The 24,600-nt window shown below is 43.7% G+C and carries 25 protein-coding genes; 23 read left to right on the top strand and 2 right to left on the bottom strand.

Going from position 1 to position 24,600, the window contains the following annotated elements:
* Positions 1-4 precede the first annotated feature (4 nt).
* From hemL to gltX, 15 genes are all read left to right on the top strand, one after another.
* Positions 5-1,297 (top strand): glutamate-1-semialdehyde 2,1-aminomutase, encoded by a 1,293-nt coding sequence (gene hemL / locus MAHAU_RS06190; protein ID WP_013780866.1) that lies wholly within the window; start codon positions 5-7, stop codon positions 1,295-1,297.
* Between the two features lie 155 nt (positions 1,298-1,452).
* A complete protein-coding gene (locus MAHAU_RS06195; RefSeq protein ID WP_013780867.1) occupies positions 1,453-3,834 on the top strand; it encodes a heavy metal translocating P-type ATPase in 2,382 nt (793 codons plus the stop codon).
* A gap of 84 nt (positions 3,835-3,918) precedes the next feature.
* Complete coding sequence (gene menA / locus MAHAU_RS06200) at positions 3,919-4,809, top strand: 1,4-dihydroxy-2-naphthoate octaprenyltransferase (RefSeq protein WP_171804969.1); 891 nt, start codon at positions 3,919-3,921, stop codon at positions 4,807-4,809.
* Positions 4,810-4,917: 108 nt separating this feature from the next.
* Entirely contained in the window at positions 4,918-5,793 is an 876-nt protein-coding gene (locus MAHAU_RS06205) for an SPOR domain-containing protein (RefSeq protein WP_013780869.1), read from the top strand.
* Between the two features lie 141 nt (positions 5,794-5,934).
* Positions 5,935-6,276, top strand: a complete 342-nt coding sequence (locus MAHAU_RS06210; protein ID WP_013780870.1) for a hypothetical protein — start codon at positions 5,935-5,937, stop codon at positions 6,274-6,276.
* A gap of 6 nt (positions 6,277-6,282) precedes the next feature.
* Complete coding sequence (locus MAHAU_RS06215) at positions 6,283-6,711, top strand: ATP-binding protein (RefSeq protein WP_013780871.1); 429 nt, start codon at positions 6,283-6,285, stop codon at positions 6,709-6,711.
* Position 6,712: 1 nt separating this feature from the next.
* Positions 6,713-8,017, top strand: a complete 1,305-nt coding sequence (locus tag MAHAU_RS06220; protein WP_013780872.1) for a [Fe-Fe] hydrogenase large subunit C-terminal domain-containing protein — start codon at positions 6,713-6,715, stop codon at positions 8,015-8,017.
* 29 nt (positions 8,018-8,046) lie between these two features.
* On the top strand, positions 8,047-8,352 hold the full coding sequence (locus tag MAHAU_RS06225) for a DRTGG domain-containing protein (RefSeq protein WP_041644407.1): 306 nt from the start codon (positions 8,047-8,049) through the stop codon (positions 8,350-8,352).
* 214 nt (positions 8,353-8,566) lie between these two features.
* Positions 8,567-9,055 (top strand): NADH-quinone oxidoreductase subunit NuoE, encoded by a 489-nt coding sequence (gene nuoE, locus MAHAU_RS06230; protein WP_013780874.1) that lies wholly within the window; start codon positions 8,567-8,569, stop codon positions 9,053-9,055.
* A 5-nt stretch (positions 9,056-9,060) separates the two neighbouring features.
* Positions 9,061-9,591, top strand: a complete 531-nt coding sequence (locus MAHAU_RS06235) for an ATP-binding protein (protein ID WP_013780875.1) — start codon at positions 9,061-9,063, stop codon at positions 9,589-9,591.
* Positions 9,588-9,968 carry a (2Fe-2S) ferredoxin domain-containing protein gene (locus tag MAHAU_RS06240; RefSeq protein ID WP_013780876.1) on the top strand — a complete coding sequence of 127 codons (381 nt, stop codon included), beginning with the start codon at positions 9,588-9,590 and terminating at the stop codon, positions 9,966-9,968. The genes MAHAU_RS06235 and MAHAU_RS06240 overlap by 4 nt, the downstream gene beginning before the upstream one ends.
* A 36-nt stretch (positions 9,969-10,004) precedes the next feature.
* A complete protein-coding gene (gene nuoF / locus MAHAU_RS06245) occupies positions 10,005-11,864 on the top strand; it encodes an NADH-quinone oxidoreductase subunit NuoF (RefSeq protein WP_083809855.1) in 1,860 nt (619 codons plus the stop codon).
* Positions 11,865-11,878: 14 nt separating this feature from the next.
* A complete protein-coding gene (locus tag MAHAU_RS06250; protein WP_013780878.1) occupies positions 11,879-13,627 on the top strand; it encodes an NADH-dependent [FeFe] hydrogenase, group A6 in 1,749 nt (582 codons plus the stop codon).
* A gap of 219 nt (positions 13,628-13,846) precedes the next feature.
* Positions 13,847-14,815: a ParB N-terminal domain-containing protein gene (locus MAHAU_RS06255; RefSeq protein WP_013780879.1), complete on the top strand. Its 969-nt coding sequence runs from the start codon at positions 13,847-13,849 to the stop codon at positions 14,813-14,815.
* A gap of 2 nt (positions 14,816-14,817) precedes the next feature.
* The gene (gene gltX / locus MAHAU_RS06260) at positions 14,818-16,284 is read left to right on the top strand and encodes a glutamate--tRNA ligase (RefSeq protein WP_013780880.1); all 1,467 of its coding nucleotides are present in this window, start codon (positions 14,818-14,820) and stop codon (positions 16,282-16,284) included.
* 7 nt (positions 16,285-16,291) lie between these two features.
* Here gltX and MAHAU_RS06265 read toward each other — a convergent pair whose 3' ends face one another.
* A complete protein-coding gene (locus MAHAU_RS06265) occupies positions 16,292-17,029 on the bottom strand; it encodes a YetF domain-containing protein (protein WP_013780881.1) in 738 nt (245 codons plus the stop codon).
* 133 nt (positions 17,030-17,162) lie between these two features.
* Here MAHAU_RS06265 and MAHAU_RS06270 point away from each other — a divergent pair, with 133 nt between their 5' ends.
* Positions 17,163-17,366, top strand: coding sequence for a heavy-metal-associated domain-containing protein (locus MAHAU_RS06270; RefSeq protein WP_013780882.1), 204 nt, complete (start codon positions 17,163-17,165; stop codon positions 17,364-17,366).
* Positions 17,367-17,473: 107 nt separating this feature from the next.
* Here the strand turns inward: MAHAU_RS06270 and MAHAU_RS06275 are convergent, their stop codons facing one another.
* Complete coding sequence (locus MAHAU_RS06275; protein ID WP_013780884.1) at positions 17,474-18,262, bottom strand: ZIP family metal transporter; 789 nt, start codon at positions 18,260-18,262, stop codon at positions 17,474-17,476.
* A 387-nt stretch (positions 18,263-18,649) separates the two neighbouring features.
* Here MAHAU_RS06275 and tsaE point away from each other — a divergent pair, with 387 nt between their 5' ends.
* The 7 genes from tsaE to MAHAU_RS06310 all read left to right on the top strand — a co-directional run bounded on the left by tsaE (position 18,650) and on the right by MAHAU_RS06310 (position 24,599).
* A complete protein-coding gene (gene tsaE, locus MAHAU_RS06280) occupies positions 18,650-19,108 on the top strand; it encodes a tRNA (adenosine(37)-N6)-threonylcarbamoyltransferase complex ATPase subunit type 1 TsaE (protein WP_013780885.1) in 459 nt (152 codons plus the stop codon).
* Positions 19,105-19,794: a tRNA (adenosine(37)-N6)-threonylcarbamoyltransferase complex dimerization subunit type 1 TsaB gene (gene tsaB / locus MAHAU_RS06285; protein ID WP_013780886.1), complete on the top strand. Its 690-nt coding sequence runs from the start codon at positions 19,105-19,107 to the stop codon at positions 19,792-19,794. Before tsaE ends, tsaB begins: the two co-directional genes overlap by 4 nt.
* A 6-nt stretch (positions 19,795-19,800) precedes the next feature.
* Positions 19,801-20,268 (top strand): ribosomal protein S18-alanine N-acetyltransferase, encoded by a 468-nt coding sequence (gene rimI / locus MAHAU_RS06290; protein WP_041644408.1) that lies wholly within the window; start codon positions 19,801-19,803, stop codon positions 20,266-20,268.
* Between the two features lie 17 nt (positions 20,269-20,285).
* Entirely contained in the window at positions 20,286-21,287 is a 1,002-nt protein-coding gene (gene tsaD / locus MAHAU_RS06295; RefSeq protein WP_013780888.1) for a tRNA (adenosine(37)-N6)-threonylcarbamoyltransferase complex transferase subunit TsaD, read from the top strand.
* 450 nt (positions 21,288-21,737) lie between these two features.
* Entirely contained in the window at positions 21,738-22,463 is a 726-nt protein-coding gene (locus tag MAHAU_RS06300) for an ABC transporter ATP-binding protein (RefSeq protein WP_013780889.1), read from the top strand.
* Positions 22,450-24,075 carry a putative ABC exporter domain-containing protein gene (locus MAHAU_RS06305; RefSeq protein WP_013780890.1) on the top strand — a complete coding sequence of 542 codons (1,626 nt, stop codon included), beginning with the start codon at positions 22,450-22,452 and terminating at the stop codon, positions 24,073-24,075. Before MAHAU_RS06300 ends, MAHAU_RS06305 begins: the two co-directional genes overlap by 14 nt.
* A gap of 107 nt (positions 24,076-24,182) precedes the next feature.
* On the top strand, positions 24,183-24,599 hold the full coding sequence (locus MAHAU_RS06310; RefSeq protein ID WP_041643912.1) for a GntR family transcriptional regulator: 417 nt from the start codon (positions 24,183-24,185) through the stop codon (positions 24,597-24,599).
* The last annotated feature ends 1 nt before the right edge of the window (position 24,600 follow it).

Genomic DNA, 24,600 nt, shown 5'->3' on the forward strand with positions numbered 1-24,600 from the left:
GATCGTGAATTATGATAAATCGAAAGCATTGTTTCAAAAAGCCAAACAGCTCATGCCGGGTGGCGTGAACAGCCCGGTTAGGGCATTTAGATCGATAGGCATGGATCCGCCATTTATATGTCGCGGCAACGGTGCCAGAATATACGACGAGGATGGGCATGAATATATAGATTACGTGTGTTCCTGGGGACCGCTTATACTGGGACATGCCTATCCGGCAGTAGTAGAAAGCATACAACAGCAGGCCGCCTTGGGTACCAGTTTCGGCGCGGTTACGCGCCTGGAAGTCGATATGACTGAGATGATAACGCAGGCCGTGCCATCGGTGGAAATGATCCGCATGGTCAATTCAGGCACCGAAGCTACTATGAGCGCCATAAGGCTGGCTAGAGGTTATACAGGCCGCGATAAGGTGATCAAATTTGTCGGATGTTATCATGGCCATGCCGATGCATTGCTGATAAAAGCAGGATCAGGGGCTATGACATTTGGCGTACCGGATAGCGAAGGCGTATCGCCAGCCATAACTTCAGATACCATAGTAACGGCATATAACGATGCGGAGGCGCTGGATCATGTGTTCGAACAATGGGGGCGAGATATCGCAGCCGTTATATTCGAGCCTGTTGCGGGCAATATGGGCACTGTACCGCCACAAATGGACTTCCTGCGGGAAATAGAATACCTGTGCGGGAAATACGGCTCGCTTATGATATGCGATGAGGTAATGACAGGCTTTCGCGTGCATTACGGTGGCGCACAGCGTTTATATGGCATAAAACCGGATATCACTACCTTCGGGAAAATTATAGGAGGGGGTCTGCCAGTAGGCGCCTATGGCGGGAAGAAAGAAATAATGCGGTATGTGGCCCCTGATGGGCCGGTATATCAAGCGGGTACATTATCGGGCAATCCCTTAGCTATGGCAGCAGGTTTAACCACCTTAAAGATACTCAGAGATAACCCTGTTATATATCAGGAGTTGGAAAGGCGGTCGGGCTTGCTGGAAAGCGGTATTAAACGATGCGTTCGCTTAGCGGGCATTCCCATATGTGTTAACAGGGTGGGTTCAATGATATGTTTGTTTTTTACCGACATAGATGTAAAGGATTATGATACCGCTCTTACCTCTAATACCAGGCGTTATGCGGATTATTTCAAACATATGCTCGAGAAAGGTATATATCTACCGCCATCGCAATTCGAAACCTTTTTTGTATCGGCGGCTCACAGCGACGAGGACATACAATATACCATCGAAGCAATTAGCAAAGCTTTCAACCATTTGGCTGATTAGCTCTAACTGAATTTTTGTTGACAGAGCAAGGGATGAGTGTTATAGTATTTATAGATACCATACGAGGGTATTGTATATAATAGATGATGAGATGAAATATTGGGCTCTTGGTTATGCTAATATAGGCTACTAATAGAGAATGGAGAGTGGGTTTGATGGATAAAAAGATAAGCTTGAGAATTTCGGGCATGAGTTGCGCAGCTTGTGCCGCGGCTATAGAGAAGAGCCTTTCACGAGTACAAGGTGTGAAAGAGGCTAGCGTGAATTTTGCTGCCGAAAAGGCCATGGTAGTGTACGATCCCGAGCAAGCAACGACAGACGACCTCATAAAAGCTGTACGAGATGCTGGCTACGACGTTATCATGGATAAAGTACAACTCCGCCTCAAAGGGATGAGCTGTGCAGCTTGCGCCGCAGCTATAGAAAAGGCTTTAAATCGTTTGGATGGGGTCTATGATGCATCGGTAAACTTCGCTGCAGAAAAAGCTACGGTTGAATACGACTCTTCTATGGTCAGCGTAAGGGATATGATAAAAGCCGTAGAAGATGTTGGGTACGAAGCCGAACGAGCCGATGAGGTTTCGTCGGATAGAGAGCAGGCTGAACGTGAGAAAGAGATACGTGGCAGAAAGCGTATGCTGATACTTTCCGTAATATTGAGCGCTCCTTTGGTCTTAAATATGATACTTGAGGCTTTTAATATACATGTGCCATTGTTTATGAACCCATGGTTTCAATTCATATTGGCCACGCCTGTACAGTTTATTGTAGGTGCCACCTATTATAAGGGTGCATATCACGCCTTGAAGGGACGCAGCGCCAATATGGATGTATTAGTAGCTATGGGTACTACCGTCGCTTATGTGTATAGCATATTTACGGGCTTTTTCATCGGTGGAGATATGTACTTCGAGGCCTCGGCCGTTATAATAACCTTAATTACGTTAGGCAAACTGCTGGAAGCCTTAGCTAAAGGCAGAACATCGGAAGCCATAAAGAAGCTAATAGGCCTACAGGCTAAGACCGCCCGCGTCATACGCGATGGTCAAGAGATGGATATACCGGTGGAAGACGTGGAGGTAGGCGATGTAATCGTGGTTAGGCCAGGCGAGAAGGTGCCGGTGGATGGCGTAATCATAGAGGGGAATTCATCTTTGGATGAATCGATGCTAACTGGTGAGAGCATGCCTGTGGATAAAAAAGCCGGCGATGAGGTGATAGGTGCTACCATCAATAAATATGGTACTTTTAAATTTAGAGCCACAAAAGTGGGCAGGGACACGGTTTTGGCTCAAATAATAAAGATGGTGGAAGAGGCTCAGGGCTCAAAGGCGCCTATACAGCGCCTTGCCGATCAGATATCGGGCATATTCGTACCCACGGTATTGGTTATAGCCATAGTCACTTTCGTACTTTGGCTCATATTCGGCGACGGAACTTTGGCCACAGCGCTTATACCTGCTATATCCGTTCTTATAATAGCCTGCCCATGCGCGCTGGGCTTGGCTACGCCGACATCTATCATGGTAGGCACAGGCAAAGGTGCTGAAAACGGTATACTGATAAAAGGCGGCGAACATTTGGAACGAGCTCATAATATCAACGCTGTTATATTGGATAAAACGGGGACTATAACAAAAGGACAACCTGAGGTAACCGATGTATTACCTCTAAACGGTCGGGATGATGATTTATTGCGCATAGCGGCTATAGCAGAAAAAGCATCTGAACATCCATTGGGAGTGGCTATATTAGAAAAAGCGAAAGAGTTAGGAATGGATTTGCCCGATGCCGAACGTTTCGAGGCTATCCCAGGCTATGGCGTTGAAGCGGTCATAGATGGTAAAACATACTATGTCGGCAACCGCAAGTTGATGAGAGAGAAAAATATCGATATACAAAATGCCGAGGATGAGCTGATATCGTTGGAAGAAGAGGGCAAGACGGCTATGCTGGTAGCAACCGATCAGAAGCTTTTAGGTATAGTGGCTGTGGCCGATACAGTAAAGGAGCATTCTAAAGAAGCTATAGAAGAATTACAAAAGATGAGTATAGATGTATATATGATAACCGGCGATAATGAACGCACGGCCAAAGCCATAGCGCGACAGGTGGGCATAAGTAATGTTATGGCTGAAGTGCTTCCCGAACACAAAGCCGAGCAGGTGCTCAAGCTTAAAGAGCAAGGCAAGTTTGTAGCTATGGTGGGCGACGGTATAAACGATGCTCCGGCGTTGGCTGCTGCCGATGTCGGTATTGCCATAGGTACTGGGACCGACGTGGCTATGGAAGCAGCGGACATAACGCTTATACGCGGTGATCTGCGCGGCATACCGGTGGCTATAAAGCTCTCGCGAGCTACTATGCGCAATATAAAGCAGAATCTATTCTGGGCATTTATATACAATACGATCGGTATACCGTTTGCCGCTTTCGGACTGTTGAGTCCTATCATTGCAGGAGCTGCCATGGCATTTAGCTCGGTATCGGTGGTAACTAATGCGTTGCGCCTGAGAAGGTTTAAGGCTGAATATTAACAGGGCTGTCCTGGATAATGAATGTATGTATATTTACAGCCTATCATGGGAATAATCTACGTAAAATATATGCGTGGTGTGGAAATGATAGGGAATATAATGCGTTTGGCCAGAACTCCATTTTTGGGAGCATCGGCCGTATCGGTCATGGTGGGATCGGCAGCGGCTTGGTATTATACAGGCAGATTCTCATGGTTGTATTTCATATTAACCGAGATAGGGGTTTTATCGTTGCATGTGGCTTCTAATATGGCCAATGATCATTATGATTATTTGAGCGGTGCCGACCCTTTAGGTGAGGTGAAGCCCTTTAGTGGAGGGAGCCAGGTATTGCAGCATAAACAGATGACTATCGAACAAAGCCGTATGTTATTTGCGGCTTTTTTTATATTGGGTTTAGTGATGGCTATATATTTCGCCGTAGTGGTCGGCATATGGGCTTTAGTATTGGGCTTATTTGGCGCAATTATAGGTTATGCGTATACGCTGCCCCCTGCTAGCATTTCGTATAAGGGATGGGGTGAATTGCTTATAGGATTAGCTTTTGGCCCTTTATCAGTATTGGGTTCATATTATGTTCAGAGCGGAGGCTTAAGTTGGACACCGATTTATGCTTCATTGCCGATGGCTTTGCTCATAACAGCGGTATTGTTTATAAACGAGTATCCTGATTATGAGCAGGATAAAGCTGCTGCTAAAAACAATTTGTTGGTTCATCTTGGCAAAGAGAGGGGTTTACCACTCTATTATATATTGATGCTATTGCCATATACCATTATAATCGCATTTATAGCACGAGGCATATTGCCGGCGGGAGCCTTGTTGACCATGTTTACGGTGCCATTAGCTGCAAAAGCTGTAATCACGGCTCATAGGTATTGGTACGATGATGAAAAGCTTATGCCGGCCAATGCATCGACCATATTATGCCATTTATCATTATCCGCATTGTTGGCCATAGGATTTATAGTATAAATTTGTACTTGCTATATGTGCGATGTTATATTACAATAAAACAAGGTAATACTATAAATTAGAAATTGTGTAATATGTCGGATATTGTTGAAATAAGGAGGGAAATAAGTGAGATACTCGCGATTAAAACGCAATAAAAACGGTAAGAGATATATTGTAGTTACTATAGCGATCATCGTAGTAGCTGCGATAATATATTTTGCTACAGCCGGTATAGCCGGGAAGGCGATAGGTGAATTTATAGCCAGCCGCACGGTGGCGGACGATGCTCCGGTAAGCGTGCAAACGCCGCCCGAACCTCAACAAACAGATACTCCCGCGCCACCGGCTAAAAAGGTACAGGCTACTATAAAGATGCCGCCTATAACGGTATATGCTGTGCAGCTAGGAGCATTTTCCGATAGCGCCAATGCAAAACAGTTTGCCGATAATATAAAAGGTCAAGGATATGCCGGATACATAATACATGACAAGAATGCATATAAGGTTATGGCATCAGCCTATAATGCCGCTGAAATTGCAGACAAGGCAAAATCGAACTTTAAGGCTAAAAATATAGATAGTCAGATATATAGCTTTCAAATCAAGGCTGCTAATATAACCGTAAATGCTTCTAAAGATAATGTTTCATTGATACAGCAGTGTTTCACCGATATTGAGAAATGGTTTGAAACGCTCGGCACTTGGTCGAAGGCATTGGATGAAGGCGCATTAAAGGGCGATGATGTGGCAAAGGCTATCGACGGAGATAAGGCCGCTATAAAAGATAGATATGACAGGTTGCATAAGCTAGCGGATAGCAATAAAGATAATGCGGCTTTCGTGGGCTTGGATCAATTATACGGCATTATGATACGCCAACGAGATGCTATATCCAAAGCTTCTACCAAAGCTTCTACCAACGCCGTTCAGTTATCTTTTAATATAAGATATGCTTATATAGAAGCTCTGGATAAATATAGACAATATCGCGAGAAAGGATAAACGAGCGGTAACCGGATAACTGATTAGCCACGTAACCGGTCCACATAATTGATAAAATTTTATCAATTGTGTGGACTTTTTATATAAACTGATTTATAATTGAATAGTAAATGAAAGTATTGATATGATGGGAGAGGCGTTATGACATTGGATCAAGTGGCGCAAGCTTTGCAGGCAGACGTTCTGGTACATGGCGATGCGTGGCAAAGCATAGATGTGGATTTTGCATGCGGTTGCGACCTTATAAGCGATATACTCGCTTTTGTTAAAAATAAAACGATATTATTGACAGGATTGACCAATATCCAGTTGATTAAGACGGTACAGGTTTTGGATATTCCAGCTATCGTATTCGTTCGTGGCAAACGCCCGTCTGAAGATTTCGTAAAGGCAGCCGAACTAGCCGATATACCCATCTTGGTTACGCAGCATACTATGTACGTAGCTTGCGGTTTGCTATATCAGGCTGGTTTAAAAGGATAAATGCTTATGGCGAACATAAAATACGCCTATGATATAAAAAGCCGCGATTTCATGGCGGCCGGCGACGCATCGGCTCATATAAAATCGGTGCTAAAAAAGCTTGGCTTAAATGCTGATATAATACGCCGAGCAGCGGTGGCCGCTTATGAAGCCGAGATGAATATGACGATACATTCGCTTGGCGGCATCATGATGATAGAGATAACATCGGAATACATTGATATAATGGCAGAAGATCGCGGGCCCGGTATCGCCGACGTGGAGTTAGCCATGCAGGAGGGGTTCTCCACGGCGTCTGATGAAGTAAGAGAAATGGGCTTTGGAGCAGGTATGGGATTGCCGAACATGAAAAAATGCAGCGATGAATTTGATATACGCTCCGATATAGATGTAGGTACAAGGGTCTTTATGAGGATATATACCAAGGGGGCTTAATATGGATAATAATTATTTCCACTCCGTTACATTGAATAAGGAAAAATGTCGAGGTTGCACCAATTGTATAAAGCGCTGTCCTACGGAGGCTATAAGGGTCCGAGCGGGAAAGGCCAATATAACAGCTGAAAGATGCATAGACTGCGGCGAATGTATTCGCGTATGCCCATATCATGCCAAGTTGGCGGTTACCGACCCCGTCGATGTGATAAGCAAGTATAAGTATACGATAGCATTGACAGCGCCAACGCTTTACGGCCAATTCAAGCGCATAGAGGATGCTTTAGCTGTCGACGATGCACTCAAGGCTTTAGGCTTCGATGACGTTTTTGAAGTGGCTAAGGCTGCGGATATAGCCGCACATTTTATAAAGCAGCGTATTGAGAGCGCTGATATACCTCGACCTATTATATCTTCTTCGTGTCCGGTCATAGTACGCCTCATACAGGTACGTTTCCCATCGCTTATAGAACATATGGTGGATGTATGGTCTCCTATGGAGATAGCCGGCTATATAGCGAAACAGCGCGCTATAGAAACAACAGGTTATGACCCGGATGATATAGGTGCTTTTTTTATAACGCCGTGCCCTGCGAAGATGACAGCCATACGCCATCCTATAGAAAGGCGTACTTCTTCGGTGGATGGTGCTATAGCGATATCTGATATATTCGGCCATATCGTGGCTGAAGTGGGAGGCATTTCATCCTCGCGAGGCGCGATAGAGGCATCTAGCTTTGGACTGGGCTGGGCTAATTCGGGCGGCGAGAGCCTTTCAATAGGCGCTGACAATTCGCTGGCAGTCGATGGTATACAAAACGTGATAAAGGTATTAGAAGAAATTGAAGATGATAAAATGAACGATTTGGATTTTTTTGAGGGCTTGTCCTGTCCTGGAGGATGTGTTGGAGGTCCTCTGACCGTTGAGAACGGTTTTGTAGCACGCAATCGTATAAGGAAGTGGGCCAAATCTCTATCCGGGCAATTGTATATGACGAGTTTACCTCGAGCACCGTATTTTGAGCAGCCTATACTGCCCAATCCGGCTATGAAACTGGATGATGATATAAACGCCGCGATGGAAAAAATGCAGCGTATAGAGATTATAACCGATGAATTACCCGGCTTGGATTGCGGCTCATGCGGCTCGCCAAGCTGTAGAGCATTGGCCGAGGATATTGTTCAAGGCAAGGCGTCTATAATGGATTGCGTGTTCAAGCTGAGGGAACGAGTAAAAGAGCTGGCAAAACAGGTTATAGATCTCTCGAATATTATGCCCACTGGAAAACATGACGAGGAGGATTAAACGTGACTGTAGGACAATTGGCTGAAAAAATGAATATGAATGTAATAGCAGGTGCCAATGCTTTGAATAAAGAAATAAAAGGCTGTTATTGCTGTGATTTGTTAAGCTGGGTTATGGCACATGCCCAACCGGGCAATGCATGGGTAACGGTGCAAACCCATGCTAATGTGGTGGCAGTGGCTATACTGGCTGATATATCGTGTATAATAATACCTGAAGCTATAGCCGTGGATAAAGATACCATAGCCAGGGCTGATGAACACAACATACCTATATTGGGCAGTTCTTTAAGCACATATGCTATAGCTGGCAGACTCCATGACTTAGGCGTATAAACATGTTATAAAATTATCAGAAAATTCATTATATTTGTTAAAATCATAACGATTAATAGTATATAAAATCTATAGGAATAGATTATTTATGCTATTTTTACGGCTTTTGTGCATAAAAAATATTCTTAACACAAATTTAACATAGTTTTTCGCAATTAATATTGATATTTTTATAACGATAATATATAATTATATTAACAAGGAGGATGCGAATATGGCGATAGAAGTTAAAAGAGAACTAGAAGAGAAATTTCAGGAATTAAAGACGGTGATAGATAGATATAAGAATATGGAAGGCCCTCTTATGCCGATAATGCATAAGGCACAGGAGATATTCGGTTACTTGCCGCTTGAGGTGCAGAACTTCATAGCCGAAGAACTGGATATACCCCTCACTGATGTATACGGTGTGGCCACCTTTTACTCTCATTTTACGCTGCAGCCACAAGGCAAGTACACTATAAACATATGCCTTGGTACGGCCTGCTATGTTAAAGGTGCGCAGAAAGTGCTGGATAAGCTAAAAGAAGAATTAAAAATAAATGAAGGGGAAACTACGCCGGACGGCAAATTCACAATAGATGCCACAAGATGCCTGGGAGCATGCGGATTGGCGCCGGTAATGATGATAAACGGCGAGGTATATGGTCGTCTGGTGCCTGATGATGTACCGAAAATACTCAAGCGTTATATGAATGATTAAAAGCGATGAAGGAATTATCCCAGCATATATTGGACTTAATACAGAATTCCATATCGGCTGGAGCGTCGCTCATAAAAGTGAGCATTGTGCGCGACGGAGATATGTTGAGCATAGAAGTTGATGACAATGGATGTGGAATGGATGCCGATGCGGTTGCAAAGGCCGTTGATCCGTTCTTTACGCACCGCAGCACACGTCCTGTAGGATTGGGCCTTTCGCTGTTGGCAGCTACGGCTCAAAGATGCGATGGGCATATCGAGGTCCATTCTGAACCGGGCAAAGGGACATCTGTAGTAGCTGTTATGCATTATGATCATATAGATCGCCCTCCTATGGGTGATATCGCCGGCACTATGATAGCTATGATAGCCGGTAATCCGAACATCGATTTTGTATATCGATATGATATAGATGGCGATGCAGTTGTAATTGATACGCGTCAAGTAAAGGAAGCGTTGGGAGAGATACCTATAAATCATCCCGATGTAATAAGATGGTTGATGCAGCACATAGTTGAAGGGAGTGCAGTTGAATGATAACTTTAGAAGAATTAGATAAAATAAGGGAAAAAGCGCAGGAGAAAATGAGCTTGCGTCAAAGCCAAAATGCTACACGAGTAGTGGTTGGTATGGCTACATGTGGAATAGCGGCGGGTGCGCGACCGGTTATGTTGAAGTTTATGGAAGAGATACAAAAGAGAGGTTTAACGGATGTAATAGTATCTCAAACTGGTTGTGTAGGTGTATGCCGATTAGAGCCTATAGTAGACGTGTACAGGCCAAATGAAGATAAGGTCACGTATGTTAAGATGACCCCGGAGAAGGTATCAAGAGTAGTAGCCGAGCATATTGTAAATGGACATCCGGTAACCGAGTATACCATAGGCTACACAGAGGGGCAAAGTCAGAATTAGCTAATTACCTAATAATCTCCCCATTAGTTTTATGATATGCCGGACAGAATAGCTGCCCGGCATATCCAGTGTATAAATACTTTTATCGAGAGGAGCAGAAGAATGGAATTATATCGTTCGCATGTGCTAGTATGCGGAGGTACCGGATGCACATCATCCGGAGCACAACAGCTTATAGAAGCTTTGAATAATGAGATAGAGCGTTTGCATCTTTCCAATGAGGTTAAAGTGGTACAGACGGGTTGCCTGGGCTTGTGCGAGCGCGGGCCCAACGTTGTAATATATCCCGAAGGTGCGTATTACTGCCATGTTAAACCGGAAGATGCCAGGGATATCGCTGAAGAACATTTGTTGAAAGGCCGGATAGTTCAGAGGCTTTTGTACAGGGATATAGCAGAGGAGCATCTGCCGCTTTCATTGAATGAAATAGATTTTTATAACAGGCAGAGGCGTATAGTGCTGAAAAATTGCGGTGTTATAGACCCGGAAAATATAGAGGAGTATATTGGTGCAGACGGTTATCAAGCCTTGGCTAAGGTATTGACCGGAATGACTCAGCAAGAGGTCATAGACACAATAAAAAAATCCGGATTGCGTGGCAGGGGTGGCGCAGGTTTCCCGACGGGTTTGAAATGGCAGTTTACGCATGATGCCATAGGCGATAAAAAATATGTGTTATGTAATGCCGACGAAGGTGATCCTGGGGCTTTCATGGACAGGAGCGTATTGGAGGGCGATCCGCACGCTTTGTTGGAGGCAATGACTATAGCAGGATATGCAGTGGGAGCTGATCAAGGCTATATATACGTCAGAGCTGAATATCCGTTGGCAGTAAAGCGCCTTAATATAGCCATAAATCAAGCTAGAGAATACGGCTTGCTAGGTAGCAATATATTCGGTACCGGTTTTAAGTTCGATATAGATCTGCGTTTAGGAGCTGGTGCTTTTGTATGCGGTGAGGAAACAGCTTTAATGACATCCATAGAAGGGAAACGTGGAGAACCGAGGCCGAGACCTCCTTTCCCAGCCAATAAAGGTGTTTTTGGTAAACCTACGCTGCTCAATAATGTGGAAACTTATGCAAATGTGCCTCAGATCATATTGAATGGACCTGAATGGTTTGCTTCTATAGGAACGGATAAGAGCAAAGGTACCAAGGTATTTGCGCTGGGCGGAAAAATAAACAACACTGGGTTGGTGGAAATACCTATGGGAACAACACTGCGTGAGGTGATATACGATATAGGTGGCGGTATACCCCAAGGTAAGGCATTTAAAGCAGCCCAGACCGGCGGACCGTCAGGCGGATGTATACCGGCGCAGTTCCTGGACATGCCTATAGAATACGATTCACTTATCCAGATAGGTTCTATGATGGGTTCGGGCGGTATGATCGTAATGGATGAGGATAACTGCATGGTGGATATAGCAAGGTTCTTCCTGCAATTCACCGTGGATGAATCATGCGGCAAATGTCCGCCATGTCGTATTGGTACCAAGCGCATGCTGGAAATATTAGACCGCATCGTGGAGGGCAAAGGAAAAGAGGGTGATATAGAGCTTTTGGAAACATTGGCTAAGAATATAAAGGCCTCGGCTTTGTGCGGATTAGGGCAAACGGCACCTAATCCGGTGCTGAGCACTTTGAAATATTTTAGAGACGAGTATGAAGCTCATATACGTGATAAAAAATGTCCTGCCGGCGTATGCCAGCAATTACTGGAGTATGTAGTGATGCCGGAGTTGTGCCGTGGTTGTGGCCTGTGCGCTCGCATGTGCCCTGTGGGCGCCATAACGGGTGCTAAGAAGGAGCCATACGTTATTGATCCTGAGAAATGCACCAAATGCGGAACATGCATGGATGTATGCAAGTTTGATGCTGTCATAAAGAGATAAGGAGGGGCCGGAATATGGATGAGAAAATGGTGACATTGACTATAGATGGACAGAAGGTAACAGTGCCGGCTTATTACACTATTTTAGAGGCTGCTAGGTCTGCCAATATACGTATACCGACGCTGTGCTTTTTAAAAGATATAAATGAAATAGGCGCATGCCGCATGTGCATAGTGGAGATAAAGGGAGCCAAGGCGCTGCAAGCATCGTGCGTGTATCCTGTAGCCGACGGTATCGAAGTGAGCACGAATTCTCCAGCCGTAAGGGATGCTAGGAAGGTAACATTGGAGCTCATACTCTCCAATCATGATAGGAGCTGTTTGACGTGTGTGCGCAATCGCAATTGTGAGCTACAACAATTGGCCGATGAATTGAATATTAAAGAAATACCTTTTGAGGGCGAACGATTGACGTTGCCGATAGATGACCTTTCACCGGCCATAGTAAGAGACCCTAATAAATGCATATTGTGCAGGCGTTGCATAAGCACATGCCGCAACGTACAGGAGATAGGTGTAATCGGAGCCACCGAGAGGGGCTTTAATACCATGGTGGAACCACCGTTCAAGATGAGTATAAACCAGGTGCCATGCATAAATTGCGGCCAATGCATAGAGGCTTGCCCTGTTGGAGCCTTGCGTGAGAAGGACGATACCGAGCGAGTATGGACGGCTTTAGCTGATCCCGAGCTGCATGTGGTAGTGCAGACAGCTCCAGCGGTGAGAGCGGCTTTGGGCGAGGAATTCGGTATGCCCATAGGTACCCGCGTTACAGGTAAGATGGCAGCGGCATTGAGACGTCTTGGATTCGATAAGGTATTCGATACCGATTTTGCAGCCGATCTTACTATTATGGAAGAGGGAACAGAGCTATTGGATAGGCTGAAAAACGGCGGCAAATTACCCCTTATAACATCATGCAGTCCGGGATGGGTTAAGTACTGCGAGCATTATTATCCGGAATTCTTGGATAATTTATCGTCGTGCAAATCCCCTCATGAGATGATGGGGGCTGTATTGAAATCATATTACGCGCAAAAGATGAATATAGATCCGTCCAAGATCTTTGTGGTATCGGTTATGCCATGTACAGCCAAGAAATTTGAAGCACAAAGGCCGGAGTTGGCAGCTAATGGGCATCCCGATGTAGACGTTGTCATAACAACGCGTGAGCTAGCGCGCATGATAAAAGAAGCAGGCATAAACTTTTTGGCATTGCCAGATGAATCCTTTGATGATCCGTTAGGCATTTCTACAGGAGCCGGTGTTATATTCGGTGTTACAGGTGGTGTTATGGAAGCAGCTCTTCGCACTGTAGCCGAGATATTGACCGGTGAGGAACTGGAAAATATAGAATTCGGTGTCGTCAGAGGTTTAGAAGGCATAAGGACGGCTTCGATAGATGCCGGAGGAGTTACTATAAAGGCGGCTGTAGCCAACGGTACAGCCAATGCGGCAGCACTTTTGGACCGAATCAAAAGCGGTCAAGAGCATTATGACTTTATCGAGATAATGGGATGCCCCGGCGGTTGTATAAATGGAGGCGGTCAGCCTATATTGACGGCGCAGCAAAGGTGGGATATTGATATCAAAGCCGAAAGGGCTAAAGCTCTATACCAAGAGGATAGGGATATGCCTATAAGGAAATCTCATGAGAATCCGCAAATAAAGGCTATATATAACGAATTTCTAGGGAAACCAAACAGTCATACTGCTCATGAACTGCTTCATACGCATTATACCGAGCGGTTAAAATATTGTTAACGATTATTCAGCAACGCTCACATTATATATATTATAGCTGAATAATAACAAATACTATACAATAACAGGGTAAAGCTTTTATGCTTACCCTGTTATTGTATAATAGCGAGCCATATGGTATAATCTACACATAAGAATTTACTATAAACACTTGATAAAAATCGAAAAAGAATATATCATTAAATGAATAATATATTATATGCAAAGGATGATGGGTAGTTGGCCAAAGCTCGAATACATTTGGAAGGTTTAGTACCGCAAAATGTTAAAAGCAATGAAGATGAAGTGCGTTTTAAATGGACTAGTACAGCGATTATAGAGCAACAAAAAAAGCAGAATGTAAATTATATCATAAAAGTATCCAGAACAAAATGGCTCGAATTGATTAAAGATATAAAAGACGACGATATATTGGTAGTAGAGGGTGAACCGTATTTGGGCATGACCAGTAAAGGTGTTCCATATATAGAAGTAAATACTAATAATATATTTGCTAAACAATTTGTGCCTCAAGAGGATATATCTTATTTTAGGCCAGAAGAGATAGAAGAGGTGCCGCTTGCACATATAGATTTAGTGGAGCCGGTTCATTTAAATGCCAAACCATTTTCTCTTGAGCCCAATATAACGAATGCTCAGATAATCGGCAGGATTACTATGCCATTGACAGTTAGGATATTACCAAGTGGCAGATTAGGCCTGGTATCCGGCTTAAAAAATTATTTGGTTGCAAAGCAGCTGGGGTTTAAAACCGTACCAGTTATATTTAGAAACATGACAAATCTTGAATGGTTAAGTATGCGCGGCATAGACCCACAAAAAAGTTTCGAATGGCGCCACAGCAAAATTAGAGTGCCGGGTAGACCAAAGAATATTGCACCGCCTCCCAGGCAAAACAGGATGACGGCTCCAGCCAGACCGATGGTAGCGCCGATTAGTAGAAATGAGATAAAAGAGGTACCGCTGGTGGACATAACAGTGACTAATCCGAAGTTTACAAATGCCCGTTTGAATCCCCAAAAAACCATGGCTGAGAAAGAAAGGATAAGTAAGCTGGGTAAGATAGACGAGCCATTATTGGTACGTCAGACAGTAAACGGAAAGTACGATCTTGTGGATGGGTTTAGGCGCCTGACCATTGCAAAGGAGCTCGGTTTCGATAAAGTGCCTGTAAAGGTAGTGTCATAACGATGAACGGTATACGAGTGAGATTTGCACCCAGTCCTACTGGGCCGATACACATAGGCAATATGCGTACAGCGCTGTTTAACTATCTATTTGCCAAACATGAGGGCAAAGCAGACTTCATATTGCGCATAGAAGATACCGATGCCACAAGATCCACTGTTGAATATGAGAAATATATATATAAAGAACTGGAATGGCTGGGGATAGAGTGGGACGAGGGACCGGATAAAGGAGGTCCTGTTGGGCCATACAGACAAAGCCAACGTTTGGATATTTATCAGCGATATCTTCAGAAGCTTATAGATGAAGGCTTTGTTTATCGCTGCTATTGTACACCCGAAGAATTAGAGGTCGATAAGGAACAAGCGGTAAAGGCTGGCGATATACCCCGATATTCCGGAAAATGTCGTCATTTATCCGACGAAGAAATAAGGCGCTTCGAAGCCGAAGGTAGGCCGTCGGTTATAAGATTCATAGTGCCCGATCACGAAATGATCGCATTCGATGACCTTATAAAAGGCCATATAGAGATTGATAGTCATACGTTGGGTGGGGATATGATAATATTCCGCTCTGATAATATGCCCACATACAATTTCGCTGTGGTCATAGATGATCATTTAATGGATATAACCCATGTTATTCGCGGAGATGATCACGTGGCTAATACGCCTAAACAGTTGCTAATATATAAAGCATTGGGTTTTACTCCGCCTTTATTTGCTCATACAGCTATGATACTGGGACCGGATCGCACTAAATTGAGCAAGCGTCACGGAGATAATTATATAGGCCAATATCGGCACAAAGGTTATCTACCTGAGGCTTTATTCAATTTTCTTGCCTTGCTAGGTTGGTCTCCGGAAGATGAGCGGGAAATCATGAGTAAAGATGAAATTATATCGGCGTTTTCATTGAATAGAGCATCTCGTTCACCCGCCGTATTTGATATAGATAAGTTAAACTGGATGAACGGCATATACATAAGGCAAAGCCCACCTGGTCGCATAGCAGCTCTAGCTGTTCCGCATCTTAAGGCAGCCGGCTTAATAGATGATAATGTGGATATGCGATGGTTGGAGAAAGCAGTAGCCAGCGTACAAGAGGGTATAAGCTATGTGGCAGAAATAGTAGAGCCTCTGAGAATATATTTCGGTAATGTCGTAGAGCCGGAAAATGATGAAGCTGCAGAAGTTTTGAAGGCTCAAGGCGTATATGGCTTGCTTCAAAGGTTTAAAGAGATTGTCGAGCAGGCCCAGAATATAGATGAAGCATTTGCTAAGGAAGTTTTTAATCAGCTAAAAAATGACACAGGACTTAAAGGCAAAAGCCTTTTTATGCCTATACGTGTGGCTTTGACCGGCAGGTGTCATGGGCCGGAAATGGTGACTGTAATACCATTATTAGGGCGCGATCTTATATTATCGCGTTTAGAACATATATTATCGCGATTAGGTGAAGATATATAAAGGCATTTTATTCCAACTTGCCCTTATATACATCGCTTATATCTATGTTTTTAGGCACGCTATCTTTATATGTATCCACATAGAATTCTTTAGTTAAAGGGTCTATGGAAGCATATGCTACCTCTTTTATTGAATGAATGTCGTGGGCTGCTAGCATATCCATGAGCCATTTGCCGTTTAGATTATTTTGAGCCAGGTTTTGGTATATGATCTGGCCATCGACTATAAGCTCGGACGGCAGTGATTGCTGCTGTGGGCTAATGTTCATATCTTTAGGCGTTAATGGCTTGATGTCGGCATTTTGGAGTATGCTCAAATTGCCACTGGGTTCAAGGATGGCATATTTTACATCTTTTAAATTAAAAACGTCCTTTTGCCTTAATTCAGATATAAGATCATCTATATTATAATGCATCTTGCGTAAGTTATCCTCTAATATCTGGCCATTTAGTACCACGATGGTTGGTTCACCCTCCAACAGTTTCCTTGCCGGTCGGCTTTTCATTGAAATGTATGACATGAGGAAAGTAAGTAAAGCGAACAATGCTAACCCCATAAGATGCTGCCTGGTTCTCTGCGATATATCTGTGGCCATTACACCGGCTATAGAGCCGAAGGTAATACCGTTTATATAATCGTAATAGGTTAATTCTGTTATTTGCTGCTTGCCTAGTAGTCTGGTAAATATCAGTATTGCAAAAAAAGCCATTATAGTTTGTATTATTATCTCCGCTATCATCTTCATTGACTCTCGCCTCCACGATTATTTTTTGCTTAAAGTGCTTAAATATACCTGCTTTTAATTTTTGCAGTATGAGATATAATATTATAGGTGGATACTCAAATATTTATACAAGATAAAGCAGGAGGAATATGATATGGCACAAATGGTATTTAGCGTAAAAGGTATGTCGTGTGATCATTGTGTGAAGAATATAGAAAAGGCTGTTAAAACTTTGGACGGGGTGGACGATGTAAGAGCTGACCTGGATACCAAAAAGGTAACAGTGAAATATAGCGGCGATGTCAATGGCGAGGATATAAAAAAGGCCATAAATGATGCCGGCTATAATGTCGAATAGGAGTGCTGCTTTATGCCTTTATGGCTTCAGGCCGTATTAACGGTCATAGGCGTAATCGTAGGTTTTACGGTAATATACTTGCTGATGCGTAAGGATAAGATATAATATTATCCCAGCACATTGTCTAAAAACATCATGATGACGAAACCTATGAGCAGAGCATGAGTAGCCAATTTTGAGCAGTATTGGTGGTTGTGTATCTCAGGTATGATCTCTTCGGTGATCACGAAGAGCATGGCCCCTGCTGCGAATGCCATGATAAATGGTAACAGAGGTCTGGATAGCTGAATGATACAAACGCCGATCAGTCCCCCTATAGGTTCGACCAGCCCTGTAGCTAGTGCTGTCAAAAACGTTTTGCCGGTACTGTAACCGTGCTGCAATAGCGGTAATGCTACTGCCAAACCTTCCGGTATGTTTTGAAGGCCAATGGCTATAGCGAGGCTTATGCCATTGGCTATATCTCCATCGCCAAAACCGACCCCTACTGCCATGCCTTCCGGAAAATTATGTACGGTTATGGCTATGACGAACAACCATACTCTTCTCAAAGCAGCGCCATTTTCATTTTCCGCATCATTCATTGAATTGGATAGTAAATTGGTATCCGGGAATAAACGGTCTATCACATCGAGGAAAATTCCTCCTACCAATATGCCTATGAGCGTTATACTAGCTCCTTTTATACCGCCACCGCCTTTTTCTATGGCCGGTATGATCAAGCTGAATGCGGTAGCGGCCAGCATGATTCCTGCTGCCATACCGAGCAAAGCATCCATGAGCCTTTCTGATATATTGCGCGTGAAAAAGATGGGGATGGCTCCCACGCTCGTGGCCAATCCGGCTGCTAAACTTGCTATAATGCCAATGCATATTATCTGTATATGAGAAAGCATGTATTCATCTACCTCCATTCCTACTCTAAACATTTTATGCGGGGGTACGGAATTTTGTTAAGCATGAATACCTGATCAGACGCGTAAGCCAATTGCCGGCGTTAGCTTGCTCAAACGAAACGAATTGTAAGTACGCAATCATTACGTGGCATAAGGCTTGACATATATACCTCGCTACGGCTGTGAAGCTGGACCACTACGCAATCAGAGATTGCTGTGGTCCTACGCTTCAAAAGCCCGCTCAGTATATATGTCAAGCCTGTAGCGGGTGTAGGATTTATATCATTGCATGCGCTAAACTTACTATATTACGAATCGAAGTTGCCGATTAAAAAAGTTGGCAAGTGAATTATATAGTAGTATAATTCATGGTGAGGTGCAGAGAATGTGAGATTTATAACCAAGTGTGCGAAGGAGACTTTTGCCTTGGGCAAACGTATTGGACAGCTTTTGCATGAAGGTGATATAATAGCGCTAGACGGTGATCTTGGTAGCGGTAAGACTCAAATAGTTAAAGGTATAGCGAGAGGGCTGGATATAACCGATGAGATAACCAGCCCGACATATACTATAATGAGCCAATACAATGGTCGTTTGCCGCTCTATCATTTTGATGTATACAGGCTGGAAGATCCGGAACAACTGTACGACATAGGGTACGAAGAATATTTCTTCGATAAAGGCGTTACGGTTATAGAGTGGTCTGAGAAAATACGAGAATTGCTTCCGGCTCAATATATGCATATACGGATATTATATGGTACAGACGAGAATCAGAGGATTATAGATGCGAAAGCTATAGGGCCGCGTTATGTAGAGATTTTGGAAGGGTTGAATGAGTATTGAATATTCTAGCTTTGGATACAGCTACCGATGTGGCGTCAGTAGCTGTATTACGCAATGATATGGTACTGCATGAAGAATCTTTTAATTATAATAAACGCCATTCACAGATAGTGGTGCCTATGATAAAGCATATTCTTGAATGGGTAGATATGACCATCGCGGATATAGACCTTTGGACGGTGGATATAGGGCCGGGATCTTTTACCGGTTTGCGTATAGGGTGTGCTACTATAAAAGCATTGGCTCACGTGACCGCTAAACCCATAGCAGCTGTAACTTCTCTGGATATATTGGCTGAAAGAGCTGCTTTACCAGATCATCCCGTTTATCCGTTGATAGATGCGCAACAGCAAAATGTTTATACAGCGCGCTATATTTGGTCAAATGGCCATATGCATAGGCAGTCGGATTATATGATAATCCATCTTTGTCAACTTAAAAAATTGCTTATGGACGAAGTGCCTGTGATATTTACTGGTCCTGCGGTCAGCGTATATCGTGATGATTTGAAGCGTGATTTTCAGGACGATGCTATATTGATGCCGGATTATCGTTGTGTGCCTATGGCATCCATGGCGGGTATATTGGGGGAGCATATCGCACAGGTCGGAGATTTAAAAGATTATATTACTTTATTGCCGTTTTATATGAGAAAATCGCAGGCAGAGATTAGAGCGGGGGTATAATTGCAGATGGAACAAAAAAACGATTCCATAGTACAGGTTACAGAGATGCGTCTAAGCGATTTAGATGATGTGGAAGAGATAGAACAGCTTTGCTTTCCCACACCATGGTCCAAAGAAGCCTTTCGTACTGAAATTATGAGAAATTTTTGTGCACGCTATGCTGTAGCTCGATTAAACGGAAGGGTAGTGGGATACATAGGCATGTGGCTGGTAATAGATGAGGCGCATATAACCAATGTGGCCGTCCATCCCGATTACAGACATAGGGGCATTGGTGAGAAGTTGATGAGATATATGATGAAGATGGCGGTGGATATCGGTATAAGCCGTATGACATTGGAGGTACGCAAATCCAATATAGTAGCTCAGAATCTCTATAAAAAGCTGGGATTTGAAGAGAGTGGCATACGCAAGGGGTATTATCTCAATAATAATGAGGATGCTATAATAATGTGGAACTTTCATTTAACATAGAGGGGAAACTGTAAACCATGCGCATATTAGCAATAGAGACATCATGCGATGATACGTCGGCGGCTGTAGTACAAGACGGCCGCCAAGTGCTGTCAAATGTAATATCGTCGCAGATCGACTTCCATCAGAAGTTCGGCGGTGTGGTTCCCGAGATCGCGTCGCGCAAGCATTTGGAAGCAGTTGAACTGGTTATACAGGAAGCACTGGACAGAGCAGAGATGGCATTCGACAATGTAGATGGTATTGGCGTTACATATGGTCCCGGCCTTATAGGCGCATTATTGGTAGGCCTTTCGTCCGCTAAAGCCATAGCTCTGGCTATAGATAAACCACTTATAGGTGTTCACCATATAGAAGGGCATATAAGTGCCAATTATATAGCAGATCAGTCCCTCACCCCTCCTTTTTTATGCCTTGTAGTATCGGGTGGACATACGTATATAGTTGAAGTCGAAGATTATTGCAAGTATAGAATAATAGGCAAAACGCATGATGATGCAGCCGGAGAGGCTTTTGATAAGGTAGCGCGTACGCTCGGCCTGGGTTACCCGGGAGGCCCAGCTATAGAGAAAAGAGCGGCTCTTGGACGAGCCATCATAGAATTCCCAAAACCCGTAATCCGCGATCACCCATATGATTTTAGTTTTAGCGGATTAAAGACCGCGGTTTTAAATTATATAAATACAGCTCGACAAAAAGGACAGGGTATCCCTGTAGAAGATATAGCCGCCAGTTTCCAAAAGGCTGTGGTTGATGTGTTGGTGGATAAGGCGATAAACGCCGCGTTGGAATACAATATCGGTACAATAGCTGTAGCTGGAGGCGTAGCGGCCAATGTTGTGCTTAAAGAGACCATGGATGAGACCTGTCGGCGAAACGGGTTGAGATTTATTCATCCCCAGCCTATTTTATGCACCGACAACGCTGCCATGATAGGCAGTGCGGCGTTCTTCAAGTGGCAGCGTGGCTATATATCCGATCTGTTTTTGAATGCGGAGGCCAACATACCGCTGCAATAAAAAGTCATTCGGTTGGTAGTTGATATTACCCATCTTCGATATGCTCTTATATAAGCAATGTCGCATGTGAATTTTATGTACCTGCAATTCGTAATATAACAAATTCAGCGCATGCAATGATATAAAGCCTACTCCCGCTCATGAAATATTGCTGGCGTACTTACAATTCGTTTCGCTTGAGCAAGCTAACGCCGGCAATTCGCGTCCATGCTCAGTGCCGGCTGGTCGGGCGTCCATGCCCGACCTACGCTTGCTCTACGCTGCACTCATTGAGTACGCCTACGCAATATTTCAAGGCGTTCTCCGGCTTTATATCATTTGCATCGCTTTATATCGCCCGTTTCAGTCATATATTACGAATTACAGTTTTATGTACAGAATTGTTGAAGTGTCAAACAAAATTATGGTAAAATGACAATAGTATTTATAATATCAAAGGAGTAAAGTTTGATGGTTCTGCAAGTACAGGGACTAAAAAAACATTTCGGCAAGACCAGGGCGGTAGATGGCATATCGTTTGCGCTGGGAGAGGGGCAGGTGGTAGGTCTACTCGGGCCTAACGGCGCCGGTAAAACTACCACGCTCAAATGTATAGCCGGTTTATTACGCAAGGATGAAGGCAGCGTAACGGTAGGAGGGTTGGACCATCGCGACGATAAGGCACGGTATAGGTTAGCGTATATACCCGAAACGCCAGATATATACGAAATGTTGACAGTATGGGAGCATATGCAATTCATAGCGTTAGCCTATAATCTTATCGATTGGGAGAAGGAGGCCGACGAGTTGCTGGAAAGGTTTGACCTTGCTGAAAAACGCAATGAATTAGGTATGCATCTCTCAAAAGGTATGAAGCAGAAGATTACCATATGTTGTGCTCTGCTGCATCACCCCGATGTTTTATTGTTTGATGAACCGTTGATAGGTCTTGATCCTAAGGCTGTGCGTGAACTAAAGAACGCCTTTTATGATCTTAAAGCTAGCGGTAAGACGCTGCTTATAAGCACGCATATGTTGGATACCGCTCAGAACCTGTGCGACAGCGTGTTGGTCATGAAACAAGGTGAATTGATAGCAGAAGGCACCATAGAAGAGCTCAGGCAGCAGATGAAAGCATCTGCAGACAGCACGCTGGAGGATCTGTTCCTGGAGGTAACGGCTGATGATCAGAAGTAAGGTATGGCGAGAACTGTATGCATTATTCTTTTTGGATTTTACTAAATTCAAGAACTACATAAAAGATGCTATTCATCATCCGGGTAAGCTCGTCGGCCTTTTAATACAATACGGCTTGCAATTTGTCTGGATTTTACCTGTTATATTTTTCAATTCCGATGAACCGCGCGCGGTATGGGCTTTAGGTTTGGATGTTGTAGGAGCGGTTATAATGGCTATGCTCATGTTGATTTTTTTCGCTGGTATGAATAAGGCCTCGGTTAAATATGCTCCCGGTCAGTATTCTATGGCTGATGTGAGTTTCTTATTTCCATCGCCTATAAGCCAACGCACTGTATACGCTTGGTCTATGCTACGGCAGATAGGCTCATCGCTTTATATGATGCTGCTCGTTATAATATATTTGCCTTTTATATCATCGCTGACAGGATTGCATATGGATGCCTCGAAACTGGTTTATTCGAGTGTAACTATAATAGTTATATCTATATTAGGGTCAGCATTGAACTTTTTCATATATTCTATATCCCACCGTTTCGGAATGGGTAAAATCATTAAGTTATCGATACGTTTGGTAACTGTTAGCCTATTGGCATATACAGCATGGGGCACATTTACAGCCGATAATATATGGGAGGGATTGCTCACGACCGTTAACGGTCCGGTATTTGCCAGTATACCGATAATAGGATGGGCTAAAACGCTGATTATGGCGCCTTTTATAGCTGCTGTGTCATCGCCGTTACCGTTACTTTTGGAGCTCATAGCTGTGATGGTGGCTATTGTAGCACTATCCATCTATTTCGCGGTAGACTACTATGAAGAAGCCATCGGCGTTACCGAATGGGTTAAGGCTGTTTCCGAAGGGAATATGCAGGCCGTACAGGCGGCGGCTGATGATGGCAAGACAAAGAGAAAAAAGGTCAGGCATGTGGATATCGAATGGAGAGCTAAAGGTCCGTGGGCTTTTGTGTGGAAACAAGCAGTGGCCAATAAACGGGCATCGAAGTTTATCATACTAGGCTGGGACCATGTTTTTATGCTGACTATTGGTATAGTGTTGGGTATTGTATCATCGGGCAATTTCGATAACATAGCTGGTTTTGCTATAGTTTATGCCGTTATGTATGCTACGATGATAGGGGTTGTACCGGTTGGCTTGCAATATGAACTGCGCAAGCAGTACATTTACATGTTCCCTGGAAAACCGGTGTATAAAATATTGGCTGTAAATATGCTTTCGTCTATAAAGGCTGTGCTCAGGAGCAGCGCGTTGATTTTGCCGATCTGGATTTTGGCAAAACTTAATATAAATCAAGCTTTATCGATATGGCTATTTTTGATATCGATAGATATAATGACGCTTTTTAGTGCCGTTGCTGGGCATATGATCTTGCCGTCCTATGATGCAAAAAACGTATTATACGTCTACATGCGCATGGGTGTACAGGCATTATCCATGCTACCGGCTATACTGCTGGCTGTTATAATAGGCATTGCCATGCACAGCATGGTCGCGGCATTCTATGCTTTTGCAGTGGGCGCACTTGTGGCTCTGACCCTGCTTCTGTATATAAGCGAAAAATTATTCGCTCGATTGGAAATGCGATAGCGCGTAACATAGAATTAACAAAAAAGTGTTGACATTACTGTGGTATTAGTGTACTATTTAATTAGTTCACTAATACTGGATGACATAGAACATCCGATAAGGAGGAGATGATATATATTGTGGCGGTACGTCCTGTATTCGATGAAAATATACCCATATATCTTCAGATAATAGATTTGATAAAGCAGCGCATATGCGCCGGACAAATGGTTATGGGCGACAAGCTTCCTTCAGTCAGGGATATGGCTGTAGAGCTACGGGTTAATCCCAATACCATACAGCGCGCATATCAGGAGCTTGAAAGAGAGGGGATGGTCTTTACGCAGAGGGGAATGGGAACATTTGTCACCGAGGATAAAGATAGGATCGACTCTGTTAGGAATGAATTGGCAGGTAGGTTGGTGCAGCAATTTGTAGACGGCATGGTAAGTTTGGGTTTCCAAAAGCAACAGATACTGTGTCATGTAGAGGCTTACTTGGAGCGGCGGCCTGCCATAAGGCCGGATGATAAGGAAAGGGGATAAT

This window comes from Mahella australiensis 50-1 BON (assembly GCF_000213255.1).
GTDB lineage: Bacteria > Bacillota > Clostridia > Mahellales > Mahellaceae > Mahella > Mahella australiensis.